At 62.8% G+C, this 15,834-nt stretch carries 18 protein-coding genes; 9 read left to right on the forward strand and 9 right to left on the reverse strand.

Annotation, left to right across the window (positions count from 1 at the left end; genetic code table 11):
• Positions 1-43 precede the first annotated feature (43 nt).
• The gene (gene parC, locus O3306_RS17875) at positions 44-2,362 is read right to left on the reverse strand and encodes a DNA topoisomerase IV subunit A (RefSeq protein ID WP_272009826.1); all 2,319 of its coding nucleotides are present in this window, start codon (positions 2,360-2,362) and stop codon (positions 44-46) included.
• Positions 2,363-2,503: 141 nt separating this feature from the next.
• Here parC and O3306_RS17880 point away from each other — a divergent pair, with 141 nt between their 5' ends.
• The 6 genes from O3306_RS17880 to O3306_RS17905 all read left to right on the forward strand — a co-directional run bounded on the left by O3306_RS17880 (position 2,504) and on the right by O3306_RS17905 (position 6,919).
• Positions 2,504-3,184, forward strand: a complete 681-nt coding sequence (locus O3306_RS17880) for an SH3 domain-containing protein (protein ID WP_272009828.1) — start codon at positions 2,504-2,506, stop codon at positions 3,182-3,184.
• Positions 3,185-3,235: 51 nt separating this feature from the next.
• A complete protein-coding gene (locus O3306_RS17885) occupies positions 3,236-4,066 on the forward strand; it encodes an SDR family oxidoreductase (protein WP_272009830.1) in 831 nt (276 codons plus the stop codon).
• An 84-nt stretch (positions 4,067-4,150) separates the two neighbouring features.
• Positions 4,151-4,360, forward strand: coding sequence for a twin transmembrane helix small protein (locus O3306_RS17890; protein WP_272009831.1), 210 nt, complete (start codon positions 4,151-4,153; stop codon positions 4,358-4,360).
• Between the two features lie 5 nt (positions 4,361-4,365).
• Positions 4,366-4,941 carry a cob(I)yrinic acid a,c-diamide adenosyltransferase gene (locus tag O3306_RS17895; RefSeq protein ID WP_272009833.1) on the forward strand — a complete coding sequence of 192 codons (576 nt, stop codon included), beginning with the start codon at positions 4,366-4,368 and terminating at the stop codon, positions 4,939-4,941.
• 293 nt (positions 4,942-5,234) lie between these two features.
• Positions 5,235-5,993 (forward strand): electron transfer flavoprotein subunit beta/FixA family protein, encoded by a 759-nt coding sequence (locus O3306_RS17900; RefSeq protein ID WP_272009835.1) that lies wholly within the window; start codon positions 5,235-5,237, stop codon positions 5,991-5,993.
• Positions 5,993-6,919 (forward strand): electron transfer flavoprotein subunit alpha/FixB family protein, encoded by a 927-nt coding sequence (locus O3306_RS17905; protein WP_272009837.1) that lies wholly within the window; start codon positions 5,993-5,995, stop codon positions 6,917-6,919. The genes O3306_RS17900 and O3306_RS17905 overlap by 1 nt, the downstream gene beginning before the upstream one ends.
• A 92-nt stretch (positions 6,920-7,011) precedes the next feature.
• Here the strand turns inward: O3306_RS17905 and O3306_RS17910 are convergent, their stop codons facing one another.
• On the reverse strand, positions 7,012-7,857 hold the full coding sequence (locus O3306_RS17910; protein WP_334312359.1) for a DUF6473 family protein: 846 nt from the start codon (positions 7,855-7,857) through the stop codon (positions 7,012-7,014).
• 147 nt (positions 7,858-8,004) lie between these two features.
• Between O3306_RS17910 and O3306_RS17915 the strand changes: the two genes are divergently transcribed.
• From O3306_RS17915 to O3306_RS17925, 3 genes are all read left to right on the forward strand, one after another.
• Positions 8,005-8,880 carry a 3-hydroxybutyryl-CoA dehydrogenase gene (locus tag O3306_RS17915; protein WP_272009841.1) on the forward strand — a complete coding sequence of 292 codons (876 nt, stop codon included), beginning with the start codon at positions 8,005-8,007 and terminating at the stop codon, positions 8,878-8,880.
• Positions 8,881-9,120: 240 nt separating this feature from the next.
• Positions 9,121-9,351 carry a DUF1127 domain-containing protein gene (locus tag O3306_RS17920; RefSeq protein ID WP_272009844.1) on the forward strand — a complete coding sequence of 77 codons (231 nt, stop codon included), beginning with the start codon at positions 9,121-9,123 and terminating at the stop codon, positions 9,349-9,351.
• Between the two features lie 466 nt (positions 9,352-9,817).
• Complete coding sequence (locus tag O3306_RS17925; protein ID WP_272009846.1) at positions 9,818-10,576, forward strand: hypothetical protein; 759 nt, start codon at positions 9,818-9,820, stop codon at positions 10,574-10,576.
• Positions 10,577-10,933: 357 nt separating this feature from the next.
• Here O3306_RS17925 and trpB read toward each other — a convergent pair whose 3' ends face one another.
• From trpB to O3306_RS17960, 7 genes are all read right to left on the reverse strand, one after another.
• Entirely contained in the window at positions 10,934-12,163 is a 1,230-nt protein-coding gene (trpB, locus tag O3306_RS17930; protein WP_272009849.1) for a tryptophan synthase subunit beta, read from the reverse strand.
• A 156-nt stretch (positions 12,164-12,319) separates the two neighbouring features.
• On the reverse strand, positions 12,320-12,949 hold the full coding sequence (locus tag O3306_RS17935) for a class I SAM-dependent DNA methyltransferase (RefSeq protein WP_272009852.1): 630 nt from the start codon (positions 12,947-12,949) through the stop codon (positions 12,320-12,322).
• Between the two features lie 59 nt (positions 12,950-13,008).
• A complete protein-coding gene (locus O3306_RS17940; protein WP_272009854.1) occupies positions 13,009-13,416 on the reverse strand; it encodes a GNAT family N-acetyltransferase in 408 nt (135 codons plus the stop codon).
• 62 nt (positions 13,417-13,478) lie between these two features.
• Complete coding sequence (locus O3306_RS17945) at positions 13,479-14,123, reverse strand: phosphoribosylanthranilate isomerase (RefSeq protein WP_272009856.1); 645 nt, start codon at positions 14,121-14,123, stop codon at positions 13,479-13,481.
• A gap of 8 nt (positions 14,124-14,131) precedes the next feature.
• Positions 14,132-14,482 (reverse strand): DUF1049 domain-containing protein, encoded by a 351-nt coding sequence (locus O3306_RS17950; protein WP_272009858.1) that lies wholly within the window; start codon positions 14,480-14,482, stop codon positions 14,132-14,134.
• A gap of 3 nt (positions 14,483-14,485) precedes the next feature.
• Entirely contained in the window at positions 14,486-14,767 is a 282-nt protein-coding gene (gene ihfB / locus O3306_RS17955; protein ID WP_121163503.1) for an integration host factor subunit beta, read from the reverse strand.
• A gap of 245 nt (positions 14,768-15,012) precedes the next feature.
• Entirely contained in the window at positions 15,013-15,786 is a 774-nt protein-coding gene (locus O3306_RS17960) for a sulfite exporter TauE/SafE family protein (RefSeq protein ID WP_272009861.1), read from the reverse strand.
• Between the last annotated feature and the right edge of the window lie 48 nt (positions 15,787-15,834).

Consider the following 15,834-nt stretch of genomic DNA (forward strand, 5'->3'; position numbering starts at 1 on the left):
CCCGTCCCGCAAGGGCGCCCGTCAGGGCGCCGATGCGGACAATTCAGGTAAACTTGTTATCGCGCGGGAATCCGCGTGGTGCCATGCGGCCGGTGCCTGCACGCTTGCCGGTCCATTCCGCCAACGCGGTCTCGGTCCGGGTGCGCCCCGCCGGATCGTGCCAGCTCAGCCCGTCCTCCAGCGCAAAGGTCGTGGCATCTGAAAGCCCACCGTCCTTGTATTTTTGCAAACGAACACCCTTGCCTCGGGCCATTTCCGGCAGTTCGGATTGCGCAAATATCAGCACTTTCCGGTTTTCACCCACAACCGCCACATGGTCGCCTGTCACCGGCTTGCAAACCCGCGCGCGGGTGTCTCCGCGCACGTTCAGAACCTGCTTACCACTGCGGGTTTGCGCCAGAACGTCCTGTTCAGGAACGATAAACCCGTCTCCGGCGCTGGATGCCACCAGCAGCTTGCGGTCAGGCTGGTGAATGAACAGATCGACGATGCCGGCCTCGTTGGGCAGATCAACCATCAGGCGCAACGGCTCTCCCATGCCGCGCCCGCCGGGCAGATTGGCCGCCGACAGCGTATAGAATCGGCCGTTCTCGGCGAATACCAGCAGCCTGTCGGTGGTTTCGGCATGAAACAGGAAGCGCGGGCCGTCGCCATCCTTGAACTTCAATTCCCGGTTGAGGTCGATATGACCGGTCATCGCGCGGATCCAGCCCATTTCCGAGCAGACCACCGTGATCGGTTCGCGGTCGATCATCGCCTCCAGCGGCACCTCTTCCACTTCGCCGGCAACCGCAAACTGCGTGCGGCGCTCGCCATATTCGTAGGTCCTGCCAAAGGTCTTGCGAACCTCGCGCAGCTGATCGGCGATCGCCTTCCACTGCAGAGTGGTGTTCTCCAGCAGATCTTCCAGACCGGCGCGCTCCTGCATGAGCGCCTCCTGCTCCTTCAGCAGCTCAATTTCCTCCAGCCGCCGCAAGCTGCGCAGCCGCATGTTCAGGATCGCTTCGGCCTGCACATCCGTGAGCCCATCCGCGCTGCCCGCCACGGGCGGCACGTAATCAGCCTCGGACATGGCGCGGGTAAATTCGCGGCCCCAGTCCTCGCGCATCAGCGCTGCTTTCGGCTCATCGTCATAGCGGATGATGTCGATCACCCGGTCAAGGTTCAGGAACGCGACGATCAGCCCTTCAAGCACCTCCAGCCGATGGTCGATCTTCTCCATCCGGTGGGTCGAGCGGCGGATCAACACCTCCTGGCGGAAGTCGAGGAAGGCGCGCAGCACCTCCTTCATCGAGCAGACCTTTGGAGTAACCCCGTCGATCAACACGTTCATGTTCAACGAGAATTTTACTTCCAGGTCCGAGTTGCGGAACATCATGCCCATCAGCACATCGGCATCGACATTCTTGCTGCGTGGCTCAAGGATCAGGCGGATATCATCGGCACTCTCGTCGCGCACGTCGGCGAGGATCGGGATCTTCTTGACCTGGATCAGCTCCGCGATCTTTTCGATCAGCTTGGATTTCTGCACCTGGTAAGGGATTTCGATGACGACGATCTGCCATTGACCGCGCCCAAGGTCCTCGACCTCCCATTTGCAGCGCAGACGGAAGCTGCCGCGCCCCGTGCGGTAGGCGTTCGCGATATTCTCGGGCGGCTCGACAATCACGCCACCCGTGGGGAAATCGGGGCCGCGCACATAGTTCAGCAGCGTGTCATCCCGGCAATCGGGCGTGTCGATGATATGCAGGCACGCATCCACCAGTTCACCGATATTGTGCGGCGGGATATTGGTCGCCATGCCTACCGCGATGCCGCTCGACCCGTTCGCCAGAAGGTTCGGGAAGGACGCGGGCAGCACCACCGGCTCGGTCAGCGTGCCGTCATAGTTGTCACGGAAATCAACGGCATTCTCGGCCAGCCCGTCCAGCAGCGCCTCGGCCACCGCGGTCATCCGCGCTTCGGTGTAACGCGAGGCCGCCGGGTTGTCGCCGTCGATATTGCCGAAATTGCCCTGCCCGTCCACCAGCGGATAGCGCACGGCAAAATCCTGCGCCAGCCGCGCCATCGCGTCATAGATCGCCGCATCGCCATGCGGGTGATAGTTGCCCATCACGTCGCCGCTGATCTTGGCCGACTTTCGAAAGCCCCCTGTGGAACTAAGGCGCAGCTCGCGCATTGCATAGAGGATACGACGGTGCACAGGCTTCAGCCCGTCACGTGCATCAGGCAGCGCGCGGTGCATGATCGTGCTCAGCGCATATGTCAGATAGCGCTCGCCGATCGCGCGGCGCAGCGGCTCGGACATCGTGGCCGATCCGTCCTCGGGGCTTATGTTGGGGTCGTCAACCAGATCGTTCATGGATGTGGTGATAGCTGCGGCTTGATTGCTCGTAAAGCGGGGGCGGGGAAAGAATCGCGGTTTTCCCGTCGAGAGGGGGCGCGAATCGTGTATTCTGGCCTTGCTGCTTTAAATTTTTGAGTCACTCGGGGGGATGCGCATATGTGGCGCTTCATGTTGCTGACATTCGCGTTTCTGGGCTTTGCGTTCTACCAGCTCAGCGGCGGTGCCGATTACGCGCCGCGCGCCGACTCGTTGCAGGTCGCGCTTCAGGACAGGCCGCTCTTTGCCCAGCCAAAGCCGGTTCAGTCGCGCGCCCTTGAGGTGGCCACGGCAAAACCCCGGATCAAACTGACCCCGCGCCTGATCAAGCAAAAGCGCGAGGCCGTTCAGGCCGCCCATGACGCCCGCGAAGCGCGCAAACAGGACCGTTACCTGCAAGCGCAGCAAGCAACGCGATTCCAGGTCACGCTGGCCGCCGCCAGCCCGGCCAAGAGCGTGTTCGATTCCCAAACCATCAAGGAGATGGGCCTTTCAGGCGTCGGCGCGTTTTCCGGCGGCACGCTGGCGCGCGATGTCTCGGGCGTGATCGGCGGCACAGGCGCGGTGCTGGCCGGGACTGATGACACGTCCGAACCCGCCGATATCCGCTCTGTCACCGGCACGCTGGTAAACATGCGCGACGGGCCGGGCACCGACTATCTGCAGGTCTATCAACTGAGCCAGGGCACACAGGTAGAAGTGCTGGAGACGGCCGCGAACGGCTGGGTACATCTGCGCGCGCTCGATACCGGCCAGACCGGCTGGATGGCGGACTGGCTGTTGACGGCCATCGACCAGTAACGGCGCGTCAACGCCATTGCACGCACCCGCCCCGCGCGGCATAGCTGGGGCATGAATGAAAAATCCATCCTGATCACCGGATGCTCTTCGGGCATCGGCTATGACGCGGCTCACGGGCTACGCGCCCGAGGTTGGCGCGTCTTTGCCAGTTGCCGCAAGCCCGAGGATTGCGCCCGCCTGCACGCCGAAGGTTTCGACAGCCCGCTGATCGACTACGCTGACAGCGCCAGTATCGCGGCTGGTTTGGCCGAAGTTCTGGACGCCACCGGCGGCAGGCTCGATGCGCTCTTCAACAACGGAGCCTATGCCTGCCCCGGTCTGGTCGAAGACCTGCCGACCGACGCGCTGCGCACCATATTCGAGACGAATTTCTTTGGCTGGCACGATCTTTCGCGCCGTGTCATCCCGATCATGCGCGCTCAGGGGCACGGGCGAATCGTGCAATGCTCTTCCGTGCTGGGCATAATCACCCTGCCCTGGCGGGGGGCCTATAACAGCACCAAATTCGCGGTCGAAGGGCTGAGCGACACCCTACGCATCGAGATGGCCGGCAGCGGCATCCATGTGGCGCTGATCGAACCCGGCCCGGTCACGTCGAAAATCCGGCAGAACGCGATCCCGCATTTCGAACGCTGGATCGATTGGGAAAAATCACCGCGCGCTGATGACTACCGCGCCGGTCTGCAAAAGCGGCTCTACCAGGACAGCGGCCCCGACACGTTCGAATTGCCCGCCTCCGCCGTTACCAGAAAGCTGATCCACGCGGTCGAGGCCCGCCGCCCGCGCGCGCGTTACTACGTGACCACGCCCACCTACTTGATGGGTATATTGAAACGTCTGCTGCCCACCCGCGCACTCGACTGGGTGCTGTCCCGCGCCTGATCCCTGCCGCGTGGCGGATTTTCCGCTTCGCTTTCTGCCGTCCGGCGCGCTAGATGTGACCCAGACGCAACCCGAGGACCTGTCATGCTCTCCGATCCGCTTTTCCTGCTCGTCGTCGTCGCCTGTGGCGCGGTGGCGATAATACTTATCATGGGTATCAGCACCTTCGGCAAAGGCGGCGTGGAGAATGGCAAGCGCGCGAACAAATTCATGCGCTGGCGGATCATCGCACAGTTCATCGCGGTGGTCGTCATTGTCACCTTTGTCTACATTCGACGCCAGATGGGAGGCTGAAGCCAATGGTCGTCCTGAACAAGATCTACACACGCACCGGCGATGGCGGCGATACCGCCCTGGGTAACGGCGACCGCGTCGCCAAACATTCGCTGCGCGTCACCGCCTACGGCACGGTAGACGAAACCAACGCGACGCTGGGCCTTGCACGGTTGCATGCCGACGGCGCGGTGGATGCCGCGCTGGCGCGGATTCAGAACGACCTGTTCGATCTGGGCGCCGATCTCTGCCGCCCCGACATGGCCCGCGATGCCGAGGCCGAATACACGCCCTTGCGCGTAACCGATGCGCAGGTCCGGCGGCTCGAGGCCGAAATCGACGCTATGACAGCCGTGCTGGAGCCATTGCGCAGCTTCATCCTGCCCGGCGGCTCCGCACTGGCCGCGCATCTGCACCTGTGCCGCACGGTGTCGCGCCGGGCCGAACGGCTGACCGTCGAACTGGCGGGCAGCGAGGATGTGAACGCCGCCGCGGTGCAATATCTCAACCGCCTCAGCGACTGGTTTTTCGTGGCCGCGCGCATGGCCAATGATGATGGCCGCGCGGACGTGTTGTGGGTTCCGGGCGCGAACCGCGACTAAAGCCTTTTCAATGCCGTGGACGTATAGCACCTGACCTGTGCCCCGGATCAAATGCAGAACCGCTTTGGCGTCGGATGCGCCACGGGCGGCGCTCAGCGTGCAGATCGACAGCGGCAGATAACCGCACCGATCTGCGGTTTTTTCCTCTCCGGAGCGAAACACGACGCCTACGGACCTTCGTATGACGATTTTACCCTGTTTCCCGCCCGCCTGAATCTATATGAACCCGCGGGAGAGCCAGAAACTCGGAGTCGCATTGCGGCTGTTACTGTGAATTTGAGGAGACCATGCCAATGAAGGTGCTCGTGCCTGTCAAACGTGTGATCGACTACAACGTGAAAGTCCGCGTGAAGGCGGATGGCAGCGGTGTCGATCTCGCCAATGTCAAAATGTCGATGAACCCGTTCGACGAGATTGCCGTCGAACAGGCGATTCGGCTGAAAGAGGCGGGGCAAGCCGACGAGGTCATCGCGGTCTCCATCGGCGTCAAGCAAAGCCAGGAAACGCTGCGCACCGCGCTGGCGATGGGCGCGGATCGCGCGATCCTCGTGGTCGCTGCCGACGACGTGCACACCGATATCGAGCCGCTCGCCGTCGCCAAGATCCTCAAGGCCGTGATCGACGAAGAGAAGCCGGGCATCGTTCTGGCAGGCAAACAGGCGATCGACAACGACATGAACGCCACCGGCCAGATGCTGTCGGCGCTGTTGGGCTGGAGCCAGGGCACCTTTGCCTCGGGTCTGGAAATCGAAGGCGATCACGCGCTGGTCACCCGCGAGGTTGATGGCGGCATGCAGACGATCAAGGTCAAGATGCCCACGATCATCACCGTGGACCTGCGCCTGAACGAGCCGCGCTATGCGTCGCTGCCCAACATCATGAAGGCCAAGAAAAAGCCGATGGACGAGAAAACCGCCGCCGATTACGGCGTCGATGTCACGCCCCGGCTGCAAATCACCGGCACCGCCGAGCCAGAGGCCCGCGCCGCCGGTATTATCGTGGGCTCGGTGGACGAGCTCGTGGCGAAACTCAAAGAAGCGGGGGCTGTGTAATGGCTGTTCTACTTCTCGCAGAAGTCACCGATGGTGAACTGGCAATGGACGCAACCGCCAAGACGGTGACTGCGGCCAAATCCCTGGGCGAAATCACCGTGCTGTGTGCCGGTGGATCGGCTGCGGCCGCGGGCGAAGCCGCTGCCACGATCGACGGCGTGGCCAAGGTTCTCGTGGCCGAGGACGCGTCACTGGGGCATCGCATGGCCGAATCGACCGCCGCGCTGATCGTCAGCCTAGCCGGCGATTACGAGCATATCGTGGCCCCCGCGACCACCGATGCCAAGAACGTGCTGCCGCGCGTGGCGGCACTGCTGGACGTGATGGTTCTGACCGACGTCTCCGGCGTCGTCGATGCCGACACGTTCGAGCGCCCGATCTATGCCGGCAACGCGATCCAGACGGTCAAATCCATTGACCCCAAGAAGGTCATCAGCTTCCGCACCTCGACCTTCGACGCGGCCGGAACCGGTGGCTCGGCCTCGATCGATACCGCCTCCGTTCCTGCGGATCCCGGTCTCAGCGAATGGGTCGAAGACAAGGTCGCGACAAGCGACCGTCCCGAACTGACATCGGCCGGTGTGGTCGTCTCGGGCGGGCGTGGCGTTGGCTCCGAAGAGAACTTCGCGCTGATCGAGAAACTGGCAGACAAGCTCGGGGCCGCCGTTGGCGCCAGCCGTGCCGCAGTCGATAGCGGTTATGCTCCGAACGATTGGCAGGTCGGCCAGACCGGCAAGGTCGTCGCTCCCGATCTTTATGTCGCCGTCGGCATTTCGGGCGCGATTCAGCACCTCGCGGGCATGAAGGACAGCAAGATCATCGTCGCGATCAACAAGGACGAAGAGGCACCGATCTTCCAGGTCGCCGATTTCGGCCTCGTCGCCGACCTGTTCGACGCAGTCCCGGAACTGACCGAGAAACTCTGACACGCGGCGGGTTTACCCCCGCACAGGACAAGGCCCGCCAGAAATGGCGGGCCTTTTTCGTTTATGCGCGCGCGCCGGGCTACCCCCCCCGGTCATCCCATCACCAGATCGCGGATCACCGGCGCCAATCTCTCTGCGGCCTCTGTATGCGCGGCTGGCCCCAACAGCTCGGCTGCCGCCGCTGCATCAAACTGGGAAAAGACCATGCCCCGGGTGCCATCTTCCTGCGTCCCGGGGCTGGCGGTCGCATCAACAAGCTGCACCACATAGGGCCGCAGCGCTTCCAGCATGGCGGCGGTCACGAAGGCCGGATCGTCCGACACATGCGGCTGGTCGGCGCTCTCGCCCGGTCGGTGCGACGACAGCCAGAGCAGGACGACCGGGATGCCAAACTGGTTCAGCAACAGCTTCATCCGGGCGATCCACGCGATCTGCAGCTCGGCGCGCACCAGCGCGAACCGCTCCTCCGAAACCGACCGCAACCGGTGCAGAATGTGCCGGGTGAAATGAAACTCGGTAAAATCCACCTCGCGGTAAGCACTGCGCAACAGCGGCGACGCCTCGACGAACCGGTCATTGCGCCGTGGATGCACCGAATAGAATCGGTTCGACATGTTCTGTGCAGGCAATACTTGTAGCACCACCACCTGCGCCCGCGCGGCCAGACTCAGGACATCGGGATCGTGCAGGAACACGTCTATACCCGCATTCGGCCAGCCAAGATTGACGCATTTCAACCCCGTCCGCGCCTCCACCAGCGCCGGATAGGGACGTGATATGAACTTGCCATAGGTTTCTGTCCCGCCAAGAAACGCCACATATTGCCCGCTCAGATCGCGGCGCGGCCCCCGGAACAGCAGTTTCGACTTGCCGTAACGACACGGCCTGTAGTCGAGAGGCATACCTCCCAGCTTTTCATAAGCCATAACACCCACCATTTACTTACCCGGAATCGAACCTGCCGCGCGCCGGTTTAGATTTCGCTAATGCTCAAATTCGCACCGTTTTTTAACGGCCCGCGCCCCCTTGCAGGCACCTGCGCGAGAGGCGTATTGTGCCCGCGCAGCAGCAATCAGGGCAGGCATATGGAAATCCAGAAAATCGGTATTGTCGGCGCGGGTCAGATGGGCAACGGCATCGCCCATGTCATGGCATTGGCAGGTTACGAGGTTCTGCTGACAGATATCAGTCAGGATGCGATCGACGCCGCGATGGAAATCATGCGCCGCAACATGGAGCGCCAGGTCAGCCGCGACAAGATCAGCCAGGCCGAGATGGATGACGGCCTTGCCCGGATCGGCACCACGCTGACACTGACCGATCTGGGCCAGACCGATCTGATCATCGAGGCCGCGACCGAGCGTGAGACCGTCAAGCAGGCGATCTTCGAGGATCTTCTGCCGCATCTCAAGCCGGACACGATCCTAACCTCCAACACCTCGTCGATCTCGATCACGCGACTGGCCAGCCGCACTGACCGGCCCGAGAAATTCATGGGCTTTCACTTCATGAACCCGGTGCCGGTGATGCAACTGGTCGAGCTTATTCGCGGCATCGCCACCGACAAGCCCACCTACGAATCCTGCCTCCGCGTCGTGGAGCGGCTCGGCAAGACCGCCGCCTCTGCAGAGGATTTTCCCGGTTTCATCGTCAACCGTATCCTGATGCCGATGATCAACGAGGCGGTCTATACGCTCTACGAAGGGGTCGGCAACGTGAACTCCATCGACCAGTCGATGAAGCTGGGGGCCAATCACCCGATGGGGCCACTGGAACTGGCCGATTTCATCGGGCTGGATACCTGTCTGGCGATCATGAACGTGCTGCATGACGGGCTGGCGGATACCAAGTACCGCCCCTGCCCGCTCCTGACCAAATATGTCGAGGCCGGGTGGCTGGGCCGCAAGACCGGGCGCGGCTTCTACGACTATCGCGGCGATGAGCCGGTGCCCACGCGCTAAGACCCGCGCGCCCCGCCTACTCCGGAATGCTGCCGCCCGCGAAAACGGGCGGCGCGCGCGTCATCCCCGCGCTCACTGGCCCCCCAGACCGCCCAGTTGCGCGCACTGCGCAAACACCCGTCCTTCACCTCCATGCACATCGCGCATGGCGGGATTGCGAAACTGCCTCTGGCACCGCGCGCCAAAGGGCATAGATAGCCGAGCAAGGGAGTAGATAACTTCAATACAGGATCAGTCCCAATGGCTTACACAACCGCGAAACCGCACCACTCTTTCAACCTGCTGCGCACGATCTATGGCGTGCTGGCAACCATCGGCAATGCGATGATGCGCCCCGCCGACGCCAAGGCCGAGAACGCGCGCCGCAAGATCAGCCACCTGCGAGCGCTGAGCGACGCCGAGCTTGAGGCGCGCGGCATTCGCCGAGCAGATATCGAATACCACGTCTTTTCGGGCAGCTATTACGCCTGATCAACTTGGCGCGCGGCAGCCCCGACTGCCGCCGCGCCCTGGATTCCGATGCGGCCCGCCGGGATAGGGCTGCATCCGGAACCGAGGCGGGATCTTCTCCCCCTGCCTCCAGCGCCTGAGCACCGCCCCGACGATCCCGGTGCTCAGGCGGCATCCCCACGCCGCAGCCCCCAAATGCCCGCGATCACAAGATCAGACCGGCTTGCCCAAGCCGAAAACCTGATGCTAGGCGGGATATCCGGCATCCGGCCCATGTCCCATATCTTACCCAGAAAATTCTTATTTTCAGCACATTTGCATCGTTAAACCTGCCCCAAACCTACATTCAAACAAAGACGGGCAGCCTATGCAAAGCACCACTCAATTCATCGCGTTCGCGCTCATGCTCTGGCTGGCCATTTCACTTGTTTCCATAGCGATACCATTTGCACCGCTCAGAAAGCGCAGAACTGCGATGCTATCATGCGTGGCAGCGCTCACCGGCTGCTTCGCCTTCGGCCTTGTTGCGGACGCGCCTGCCAGCACCCCGGCGCAAGCCGCTCAGAAAAGCAGCCCGGCCCCCTCCGTTGCCGCCCCCGCCCCATCGGTCGCAGAGTCGGACGAGACCGCAGCCATCATCAAAGCCAGCGCCCTTGGCACGGCAACGCCTCCCGCCGCCTGCGGCGAAGGCGGTCTGGCGTTGGGCGATGTGGTGGCGGTCACCGGGCGGCACGAGCTTCGTTCTGCGGCCGAAAGCGACGCGCCCCGGATCAAGAATGAAAAGGCCACGCGCCTTCTGAAAACGCCGCAGTACCACGTCATCGACAACTCGACCAAAGTGCGCCGGCTCTGCGTTCAGGACCAGTGGACCAAGGTCCGCATTACATCGCCCGACTGGCTCTCTGATGTGAGCGGCTGGGTGCCAGGCACGGCGCTACGGGTGATCGAGCGCACCGAGACCGGCCAACAGATCTTTACCGAAGCCGATTTCATTTGGGACACGGATACAAGCCAGTTCAAGGCGCAGATCACGACCGCCGTGAACCGCATCAGCGCGGAAAACCCTAAATGCTCACCTATTGATCCCGGCTCTGTCGCGAAGTCCCCCTCGCGCGGCACACCTGACGATCCGGTGTTCTTTGTCACCTGCGGGACCGGCGCCGAAGCCTTCAACGTTTGGTTCCGTCCCGATGATGCAGAGGCCCAGACCGCGTTCACCGCCAAGGCGCCACTCGAAAATTCTTAGGCCACAGAAGCCTGCGAGACTGCGGCACATCCGCCGCCAAGCACCCGTCAACGGTGTCATTCTCGCGGTTGTGGGATCTGACCTATCTGACGCACGCGTCGGGACGGACGCGGGTCGTGCCATCCTTCTCCGCGCGCAACCGCCGATCCGGGGCTGAAATTCCGGTTCAGCTGCCTTTCCGATGGCCCAACCCTGATCGAAACCCAAGTCTCGGAATTTTCCAGCTAAAGTGCCCAGCATCTGACCCATGGTAGGGGTTGGATGTAGAACGCCCGCGCCATCAGAGGGCGGCGGGCGTTCTGATTTCATCGCGTTTCAGTACCGGCGCAAAACGTCGTGGTTGTCCTGACTGATGGTTCAGTCACTCTCTTCCATGTCGAATCCCAGGTGCTTGGCGACGGTAAAGATGTCCTTGTCGCCGCGCCCGCACATGTTCATGCAGATCAGGTGATCGGCAGGCAGCTCCGGTGCGATCTTCATCACATGCGCCAGCGCATGGCTGGGCTCCAGCGCGGGGATGATCCCCTCCAGCTCGCAACATAGCTGGAACGCCTCCAGCGCTTCCTTGTCGGTGATCGCGACATATTTGGCGCGCCCGATCTCGTGCAGCCAGGAATGCTCGGGGCCGATGCCCGGATAATCCAGCCCGGCAGAGATCGAATAGCCTTCGAGGATCTGCCCGTCATCATCCTGCAGCAGATAGGTGCGGTTGCCATGCAACACGCCGGGGCGTCCGCCGGTCAGGGAGGCGCAATGCTCCATCTTGGCATTCACACCTTTGCCACCGGCCTCAACCCCGATGATGTTCACATCCTTGTCGTCGAGAAAGGGGAAAAACAGGCCCATCGCGTTCGACCCGCCACCAATCGCGGCGACCAGCGTGTCGGGCAGACGGCCCTCTGCGGCCATCATCTGTTCCTTGGCTTCCTTGCCGATGATCGCTTGGAAATCACGGACCATGGCGGGGTAAGGATGCGGTCCGGCTACCGTGCCGATGCAATAGAACGTGTCGCGCACATTGGTAACCCAATCGCGCAGCGCGTCGTTCATCGCGTCCTTCAGCGTGCCGCGCCCAGAAGTCACCGGGACCACCTCGGCCCCCAGCAGGCGCATACGGAACACGTTGGGCTTCTGACGCTCCACGTCATGCGCGCCCATGTAGACCACGCATTTCAGCCCGAACTTGGCGCATACGGTGGCAGTCGCGACACCGTGCTGACCCGCGCCGGTCTCGGCGATGATCCGCGTCTTGCCCATGCGGCGTGCCAGAATGATCTGGCCCAGCACGTTGTTGATCTTGTGCGCGCCGGTGTGGTTGAGCTCATCCCGCTTGAGATAGACCTTGGCCCCGCCCAGATGCTTCGTCAGCCGGTCGGCATAATAAAGCGGGCTGGGCCGGCCGACATAGTGGGTCCAGAGATAATGCATCTCTTCCCAGAAACTGTCGTCCGTCTTGGCGTATTCGTACTGCTCTTCCAGTTCCAGGATCAGCGGCATCAGCGTTTCCGATACGAACCGCCCGCCAAATTCGCCAAACCGCCCCTTTTCGTCGGGGCCGGTCATGAATGAGTTGAAAAGATCGGTCATCGCGCTCGCCTTGCCATATCACTGGGTTCCCCGCTGCATAGGCGAGGCGGCGCGGATTTTCCAGCGCAAAGCGCCGCGGGATGACCGCGAACCAGCAGACGCCAACCCATGCAGCCCCATGACCGCAGGTCGGGCATCAGCCCGGCACGCCCGCTCTCAGAGCCTGCGCACCGCATAGATGCGCACGATCAATTCCGGTTCGGCCAGAAGATAGGCGCGGAACGGGCGGCTGCGCTCTTCGACATGCAAGATCCCATCCTGCACCAGCGCATTGATCTTCTGCGGAAATCCCTGTTCTTCGTAGGTCGCGCTGACCACGTTGAACACCCCGATCCCGCCGGGGCATGTGACCCGCGCCAGATGCTCCAGGCTCTCGGGCGGGGCATGGCCCGGCCCGAACGATCCGATACAGGTAAAGCCGGTGAAGGCCGCATCATCGAACGGCAGGCCCGCCCCCATGTCTGCCTCGGTAAAACCGGCATAGGCACCGGTCCCCGCGGCCATGCGGATCATCTCGGGCGACAGGTCACAGCCGGTGATCGGCCCATATCCCATCAGGTCCAGCGACTGACCGACCAACCCTGTGCCGCATCCGGCATCCAGTACCGGCCCCTGCGTGCGCCCCATGTGGCGGGCAAACACGCCCGCCGCCACGATCGGCAACCAGAACCCCTTGGCCAGATTTTCGGCATCATAGCTGCCCGACCAGTCATCATAGAGCCGCCGGGACGCTTCCGGCGTCGTCGCCCCATAGACGGCGTCCAGATCTTCGGATTTCCGGGTCATGGCGCCTCTCCTTTGCGGATCATCACATCATCGCAGGCGGCGCACTGTCAACATGTCCCTCAGTCGAGGGGGCGCTTGAACCCGACATGCGACGCAACAAAGCCGAGGGCCTCGTAGAACCGATGGCTTTCAGTCCGGCTCCGGTTCATCGTCAACTGGATCAGGCGGCATCCGGCCTTGCGCGCGCGGACCTCGGCATCCGCGAACATCTGCTGCCCGATCCCCTGCCCGCGCAAGGCCCCGGACACGCGGACGCTCTCGACCTGCGCGCGGCGCGCGGCGCTCAATGACAGCCCGCTGATAAAGGTGATCTGGTAGGTCGCCACGATCTGCCCTTCGGCATCCGTGCCGACGATCAGTTGATTGCCGCCTTCGGCCTGCATCGCGTCAAACGCCGCCTCGTAGGCGGCCATATCCGCATGCTCGCGATCCTTGCCCAGCGCGTCATCGGCCAGCAGCGCGATCACAGCAGGAACGTCAGCGCGCGTCGCTGGGCGAAACCGGACCCCTTTTGCGAGGCCCGCAGCGGTCACTGTTGCGCTGCCCGCACAAAGGCGCGCATCAATCCTGCGTCCTTCACGCCCGGTGCCGTTTCGATCCCCGACGCGACATCGACTTGCCGTGCCCCCGTCGCGCGCACCGCCTCGGCCACGTTCTGCGGCGTCAGACCGCCCGCCAGCATCCACGGCACCGGCCAGCGCCGCCCGGCGATCAGCCCCCAGTCAAAGGCCACCGCATTGCCGCCGGGCCGGTCCGCGCCCTTGGGCGGCTTGGCATCCACCAGCAGTTGATCGGCCACCCGGCCATAGGTCTCCAATTGCGCCAGATCGGCCGCTTCGGCTATGCCCACGACCTTCATCACCGGCAGGCCATAGCGGGCCTTGACCTCGGTCACCCGCGCGGCACTCTCGGACCCGTGCAGTTGCAGCATATCCAGCGGCACCCGCGCCGTCAGGGCATCAAGCACCGCATCGTCCGCGTCGACCGTCAGCGCGACCTTGGCGATCCCTTCAGGCACCGCCTGCGCGATTTCCCGCGCGGCGTCGATCTCAAGGTAGCGCGGTGATCTGGGAAAGAAGTTCAGCCCGATATAGGCCGCGCCCGCGTCTGCCGCGGCGGCAACATCTGGCAGGCGGGTCAGCCCGCACATCTTGATTCGAATGTCTCGTGTCATGGTCAGGCTCAGCGAGCGCCATCCAGCAGCGCCAGCACCTCGTCCTTGCCCTGATGCTTTTCGCCCTTCAGCCGCTTGACCTCGGTCCGCAGCCGCTGCAATTCGCGCGCCTGCCGTGCCGCGGCAGCCCGTTCGCCCGCCTCGCGGATCCATTCCCAGATGAACCCAAGCACCAGCCCGGCCAGCACCCCGCCAAACATCACGACAAAGAGCGGCACGTCATAGGCCGGCGTCAGCGCCGCGAGCCGCGCAATCTCGTCCGGCAGCATCTTGACGGTCACGACTTCGCGGTTAGCGAGCGCGATCAGGATCAGCGCCACCGCAAAGATGGCGATACTGGCGTAGCGAACATAGCGCATCGTTTACTTCCCGTTCAGTCGGTCCCTGAGCAGTTTGCCCGTCTTGAAGAATGGCACATGCTTCTCCTCGACGTAAACCGATTCCCCGGTGCGGGGGTTGCGACCCGTCCGCGCATCCCGCTTCTTGACTGAAAATGCGCCAAAGCCGCGCAATTCGACACGATTGCCATTGGCCATCGCATCGGTGATTTCATTGAAGATGGTGTTCACGATACGCTCGACATCACGCTGATAGAGATGTGGATTCTCATCTGCGATCTTTTGTATGAGCTCTGATCGGATCATCGAGCTAGTCCCCCGAGTCTTCTTGGTTTTATTGGCGCCGGTAGCACACCCGTGACTATAGATATAATTGCTGAAAACGAAAACGGAAAGCGGGCCATCATCGGTCGTTTTTCGCTTAGATATGACGCTAAGCCCCGGTTTCGGGTGCGAATTTCGTCATTCCCTAGCGTAACCGCTTTCATCTTTTGCCCAAATCACCCCGGACATCCGCATGATTCGGTGCGTTAATCTGACGTGCCTCGCCCTCAAACCGCCAGCACCCCGCGCCGCAACAGATTGATTCCCGCGAGCAGAAGCACGATCAGCGTCGCCTTGCGAAACATCCGCTGATCGATCCGGTCCTGGATCGAAAACCCCAGCCAGATGCCCAGCACCGTCGGCGGCAGCAGCGCCAGCGAAAAGGGCAAGGTCTCGGCCCGCAGCACCCCCGACCCGACATGTGCCGCGGCAAGCAGAATCGCCCCCAATCCAAAGATGACGCCCTGGATGCGCACCTGCTCGCGCTTCTCGGTGTCCAGCGCCGTCAGCATCGCCACCGTCGGCGGGCCCCAGACCCCGGTCAGCCCGCCCATCGCACCGGCCAGCATGCCGATCCCCGCCTCCAGCCTCTTGCCGGGATTGGGCGGCAGGCGCAGGTTGCGCCCCAGAAGCATCGAACCGGCATAAAGCGTGACCGGCACCCCGATCAGCAGATAAAGCACCGCGTGTGACAGCAACGGCACCATCTGCGCCGCCACCACCAGCGTCACGCCTCCAGCCACCAGAAACACCCGGAACCGTCGCAGCGATTGCCAGGCCGGGCCAATTCCCTGCCGCAGGGCCTGCCAGATATTGGCGACCGCCGTCGGCAGGATCAGCCCCGCCAGCGCCAGTTCCGGTGCCATGACAGAGCCCAGCCCCGAAATCATGATCGTCGGCAGGGCAAAGCCGACAACGCCCTTCACCACCCCGGCAAACAACGTGAGGCCGAGTGCAAAACACCATATGAACGCCGCATCCGGGCCTGATAAGATCTCCATTCCGCCTGTGTATCACCGCAGGATTACGCTGCACTGCAAAATTTCACA

It is taken from the genome of Roseovarius sp. ZX-A-9 (genome assembly GCF_028369135.1).
Classification (GTDB): domain Bacteria; phylum Pseudomonadota; class Alphaproteobacteria; order Rhodobacterales; family Rhodobacteraceae; genus Roseovarius.

Coding starts and splice junctions, on each gene's coding strand:
- parC (WP_272009826.1), bottom strand. CDS start 2,362: ATGAACGATCTGGTTGACGACCCCAACATAAGCCCCGAGGACGGATCG.
- O3306_RS17880 (WP_272009828.1), top strand. CDS start 2,504: ATGTGGCGCTTCATGTTGCTGACATTCGCGTTTCTGGGCTTTGCGTTC.
- O3306_RS17885 (WP_272009830.1), top strand. CDS start 3,236: ATGAATGAAAAATCCATCCTGATCACCGGATGCTCTTCGGGCATCGGC.
- O3306_RS17890 (WP_272009831.1), top strand. CDS start 4,151: ATGCTCTCCGATCCGCTTTTCCTGCTCGTCGTCGTCGCCTGTGGCGCG.
- O3306_RS17895 (WP_272009833.1), top strand. CDS start 4,366: ATGGTCGTCCTGAACAAGATCTACACACGCACCGGCGATGGCGGCGAT.
- O3306_RS17900 (WP_272009835.1), top strand. CDS start 5,235: ATGAAGGTGCTCGTGCCTGTCAAACGTGTGATCGACTACAACGTGAAA.
- O3306_RS17905 (WP_272009837.1), top strand. CDS start 5,993: ATGGCTGTTCTACTTCTCGCAGAAGTCACCGATGGTGAACTGGCAATG.
- O3306_RS17910 (WP_334312359.1), bottom strand. CDS start 7,857: ATGGTGGGTGTTATGGCTTATGAAAAGCTGGGAGGTATGCCTCTCGAC.
- O3306_RS17915 (WP_272009841.1), top strand. CDS start 8,005: ATGGAAATCCAGAAAATCGGTATTGTCGGCGCGGGTCAGATGGGCAAC.
- O3306_RS17920 (WP_272009844.1), top strand. CDS start 9,121: ATGGCTTACACAACCGCGAAACCGCACCACTCTTTCAACCTGCTGCGC.
- trpB (WP_272009849.1), bottom strand. CDS start 12,163: ATGACCGATCTTTTCAACTCATTCATGACCGGCCCCGACGAAAAGGGG.
- O3306_RS17935 (WP_272009852.1), bottom strand. CDS start 12,949: ATGACCCGGAAATCCGAAGATCTGGACGCCGTCTATGGGGCGACGACG.
- O3306_RS17945 (WP_272009856.1), bottom strand. CDS start 14,123: ATGACACGAGACATTCGAATCAAGATGTGCGGGCTGACCCGCCTGCCA.
- O3306_RS17950 (WP_272009858.1), bottom strand. CDS start 14,482: ATGCGCTATGTTCGCTACGCCAGTATCGCCATCTTTGCGGTGGCGCTG.
- ihfB (WP_121163503.1), bottom strand. CDS start 14,767: ATGATCCGATCAGAGCTCATACAAAAGATCGCAGATGAGAATCCACAT.
- O3306_RS17960 (WP_272009861.1), bottom strand. CDS start 15,786: ATGGAGATCTTATCAGGCCCGGATGCGGCGTTCATATGGTGTTTTGCA.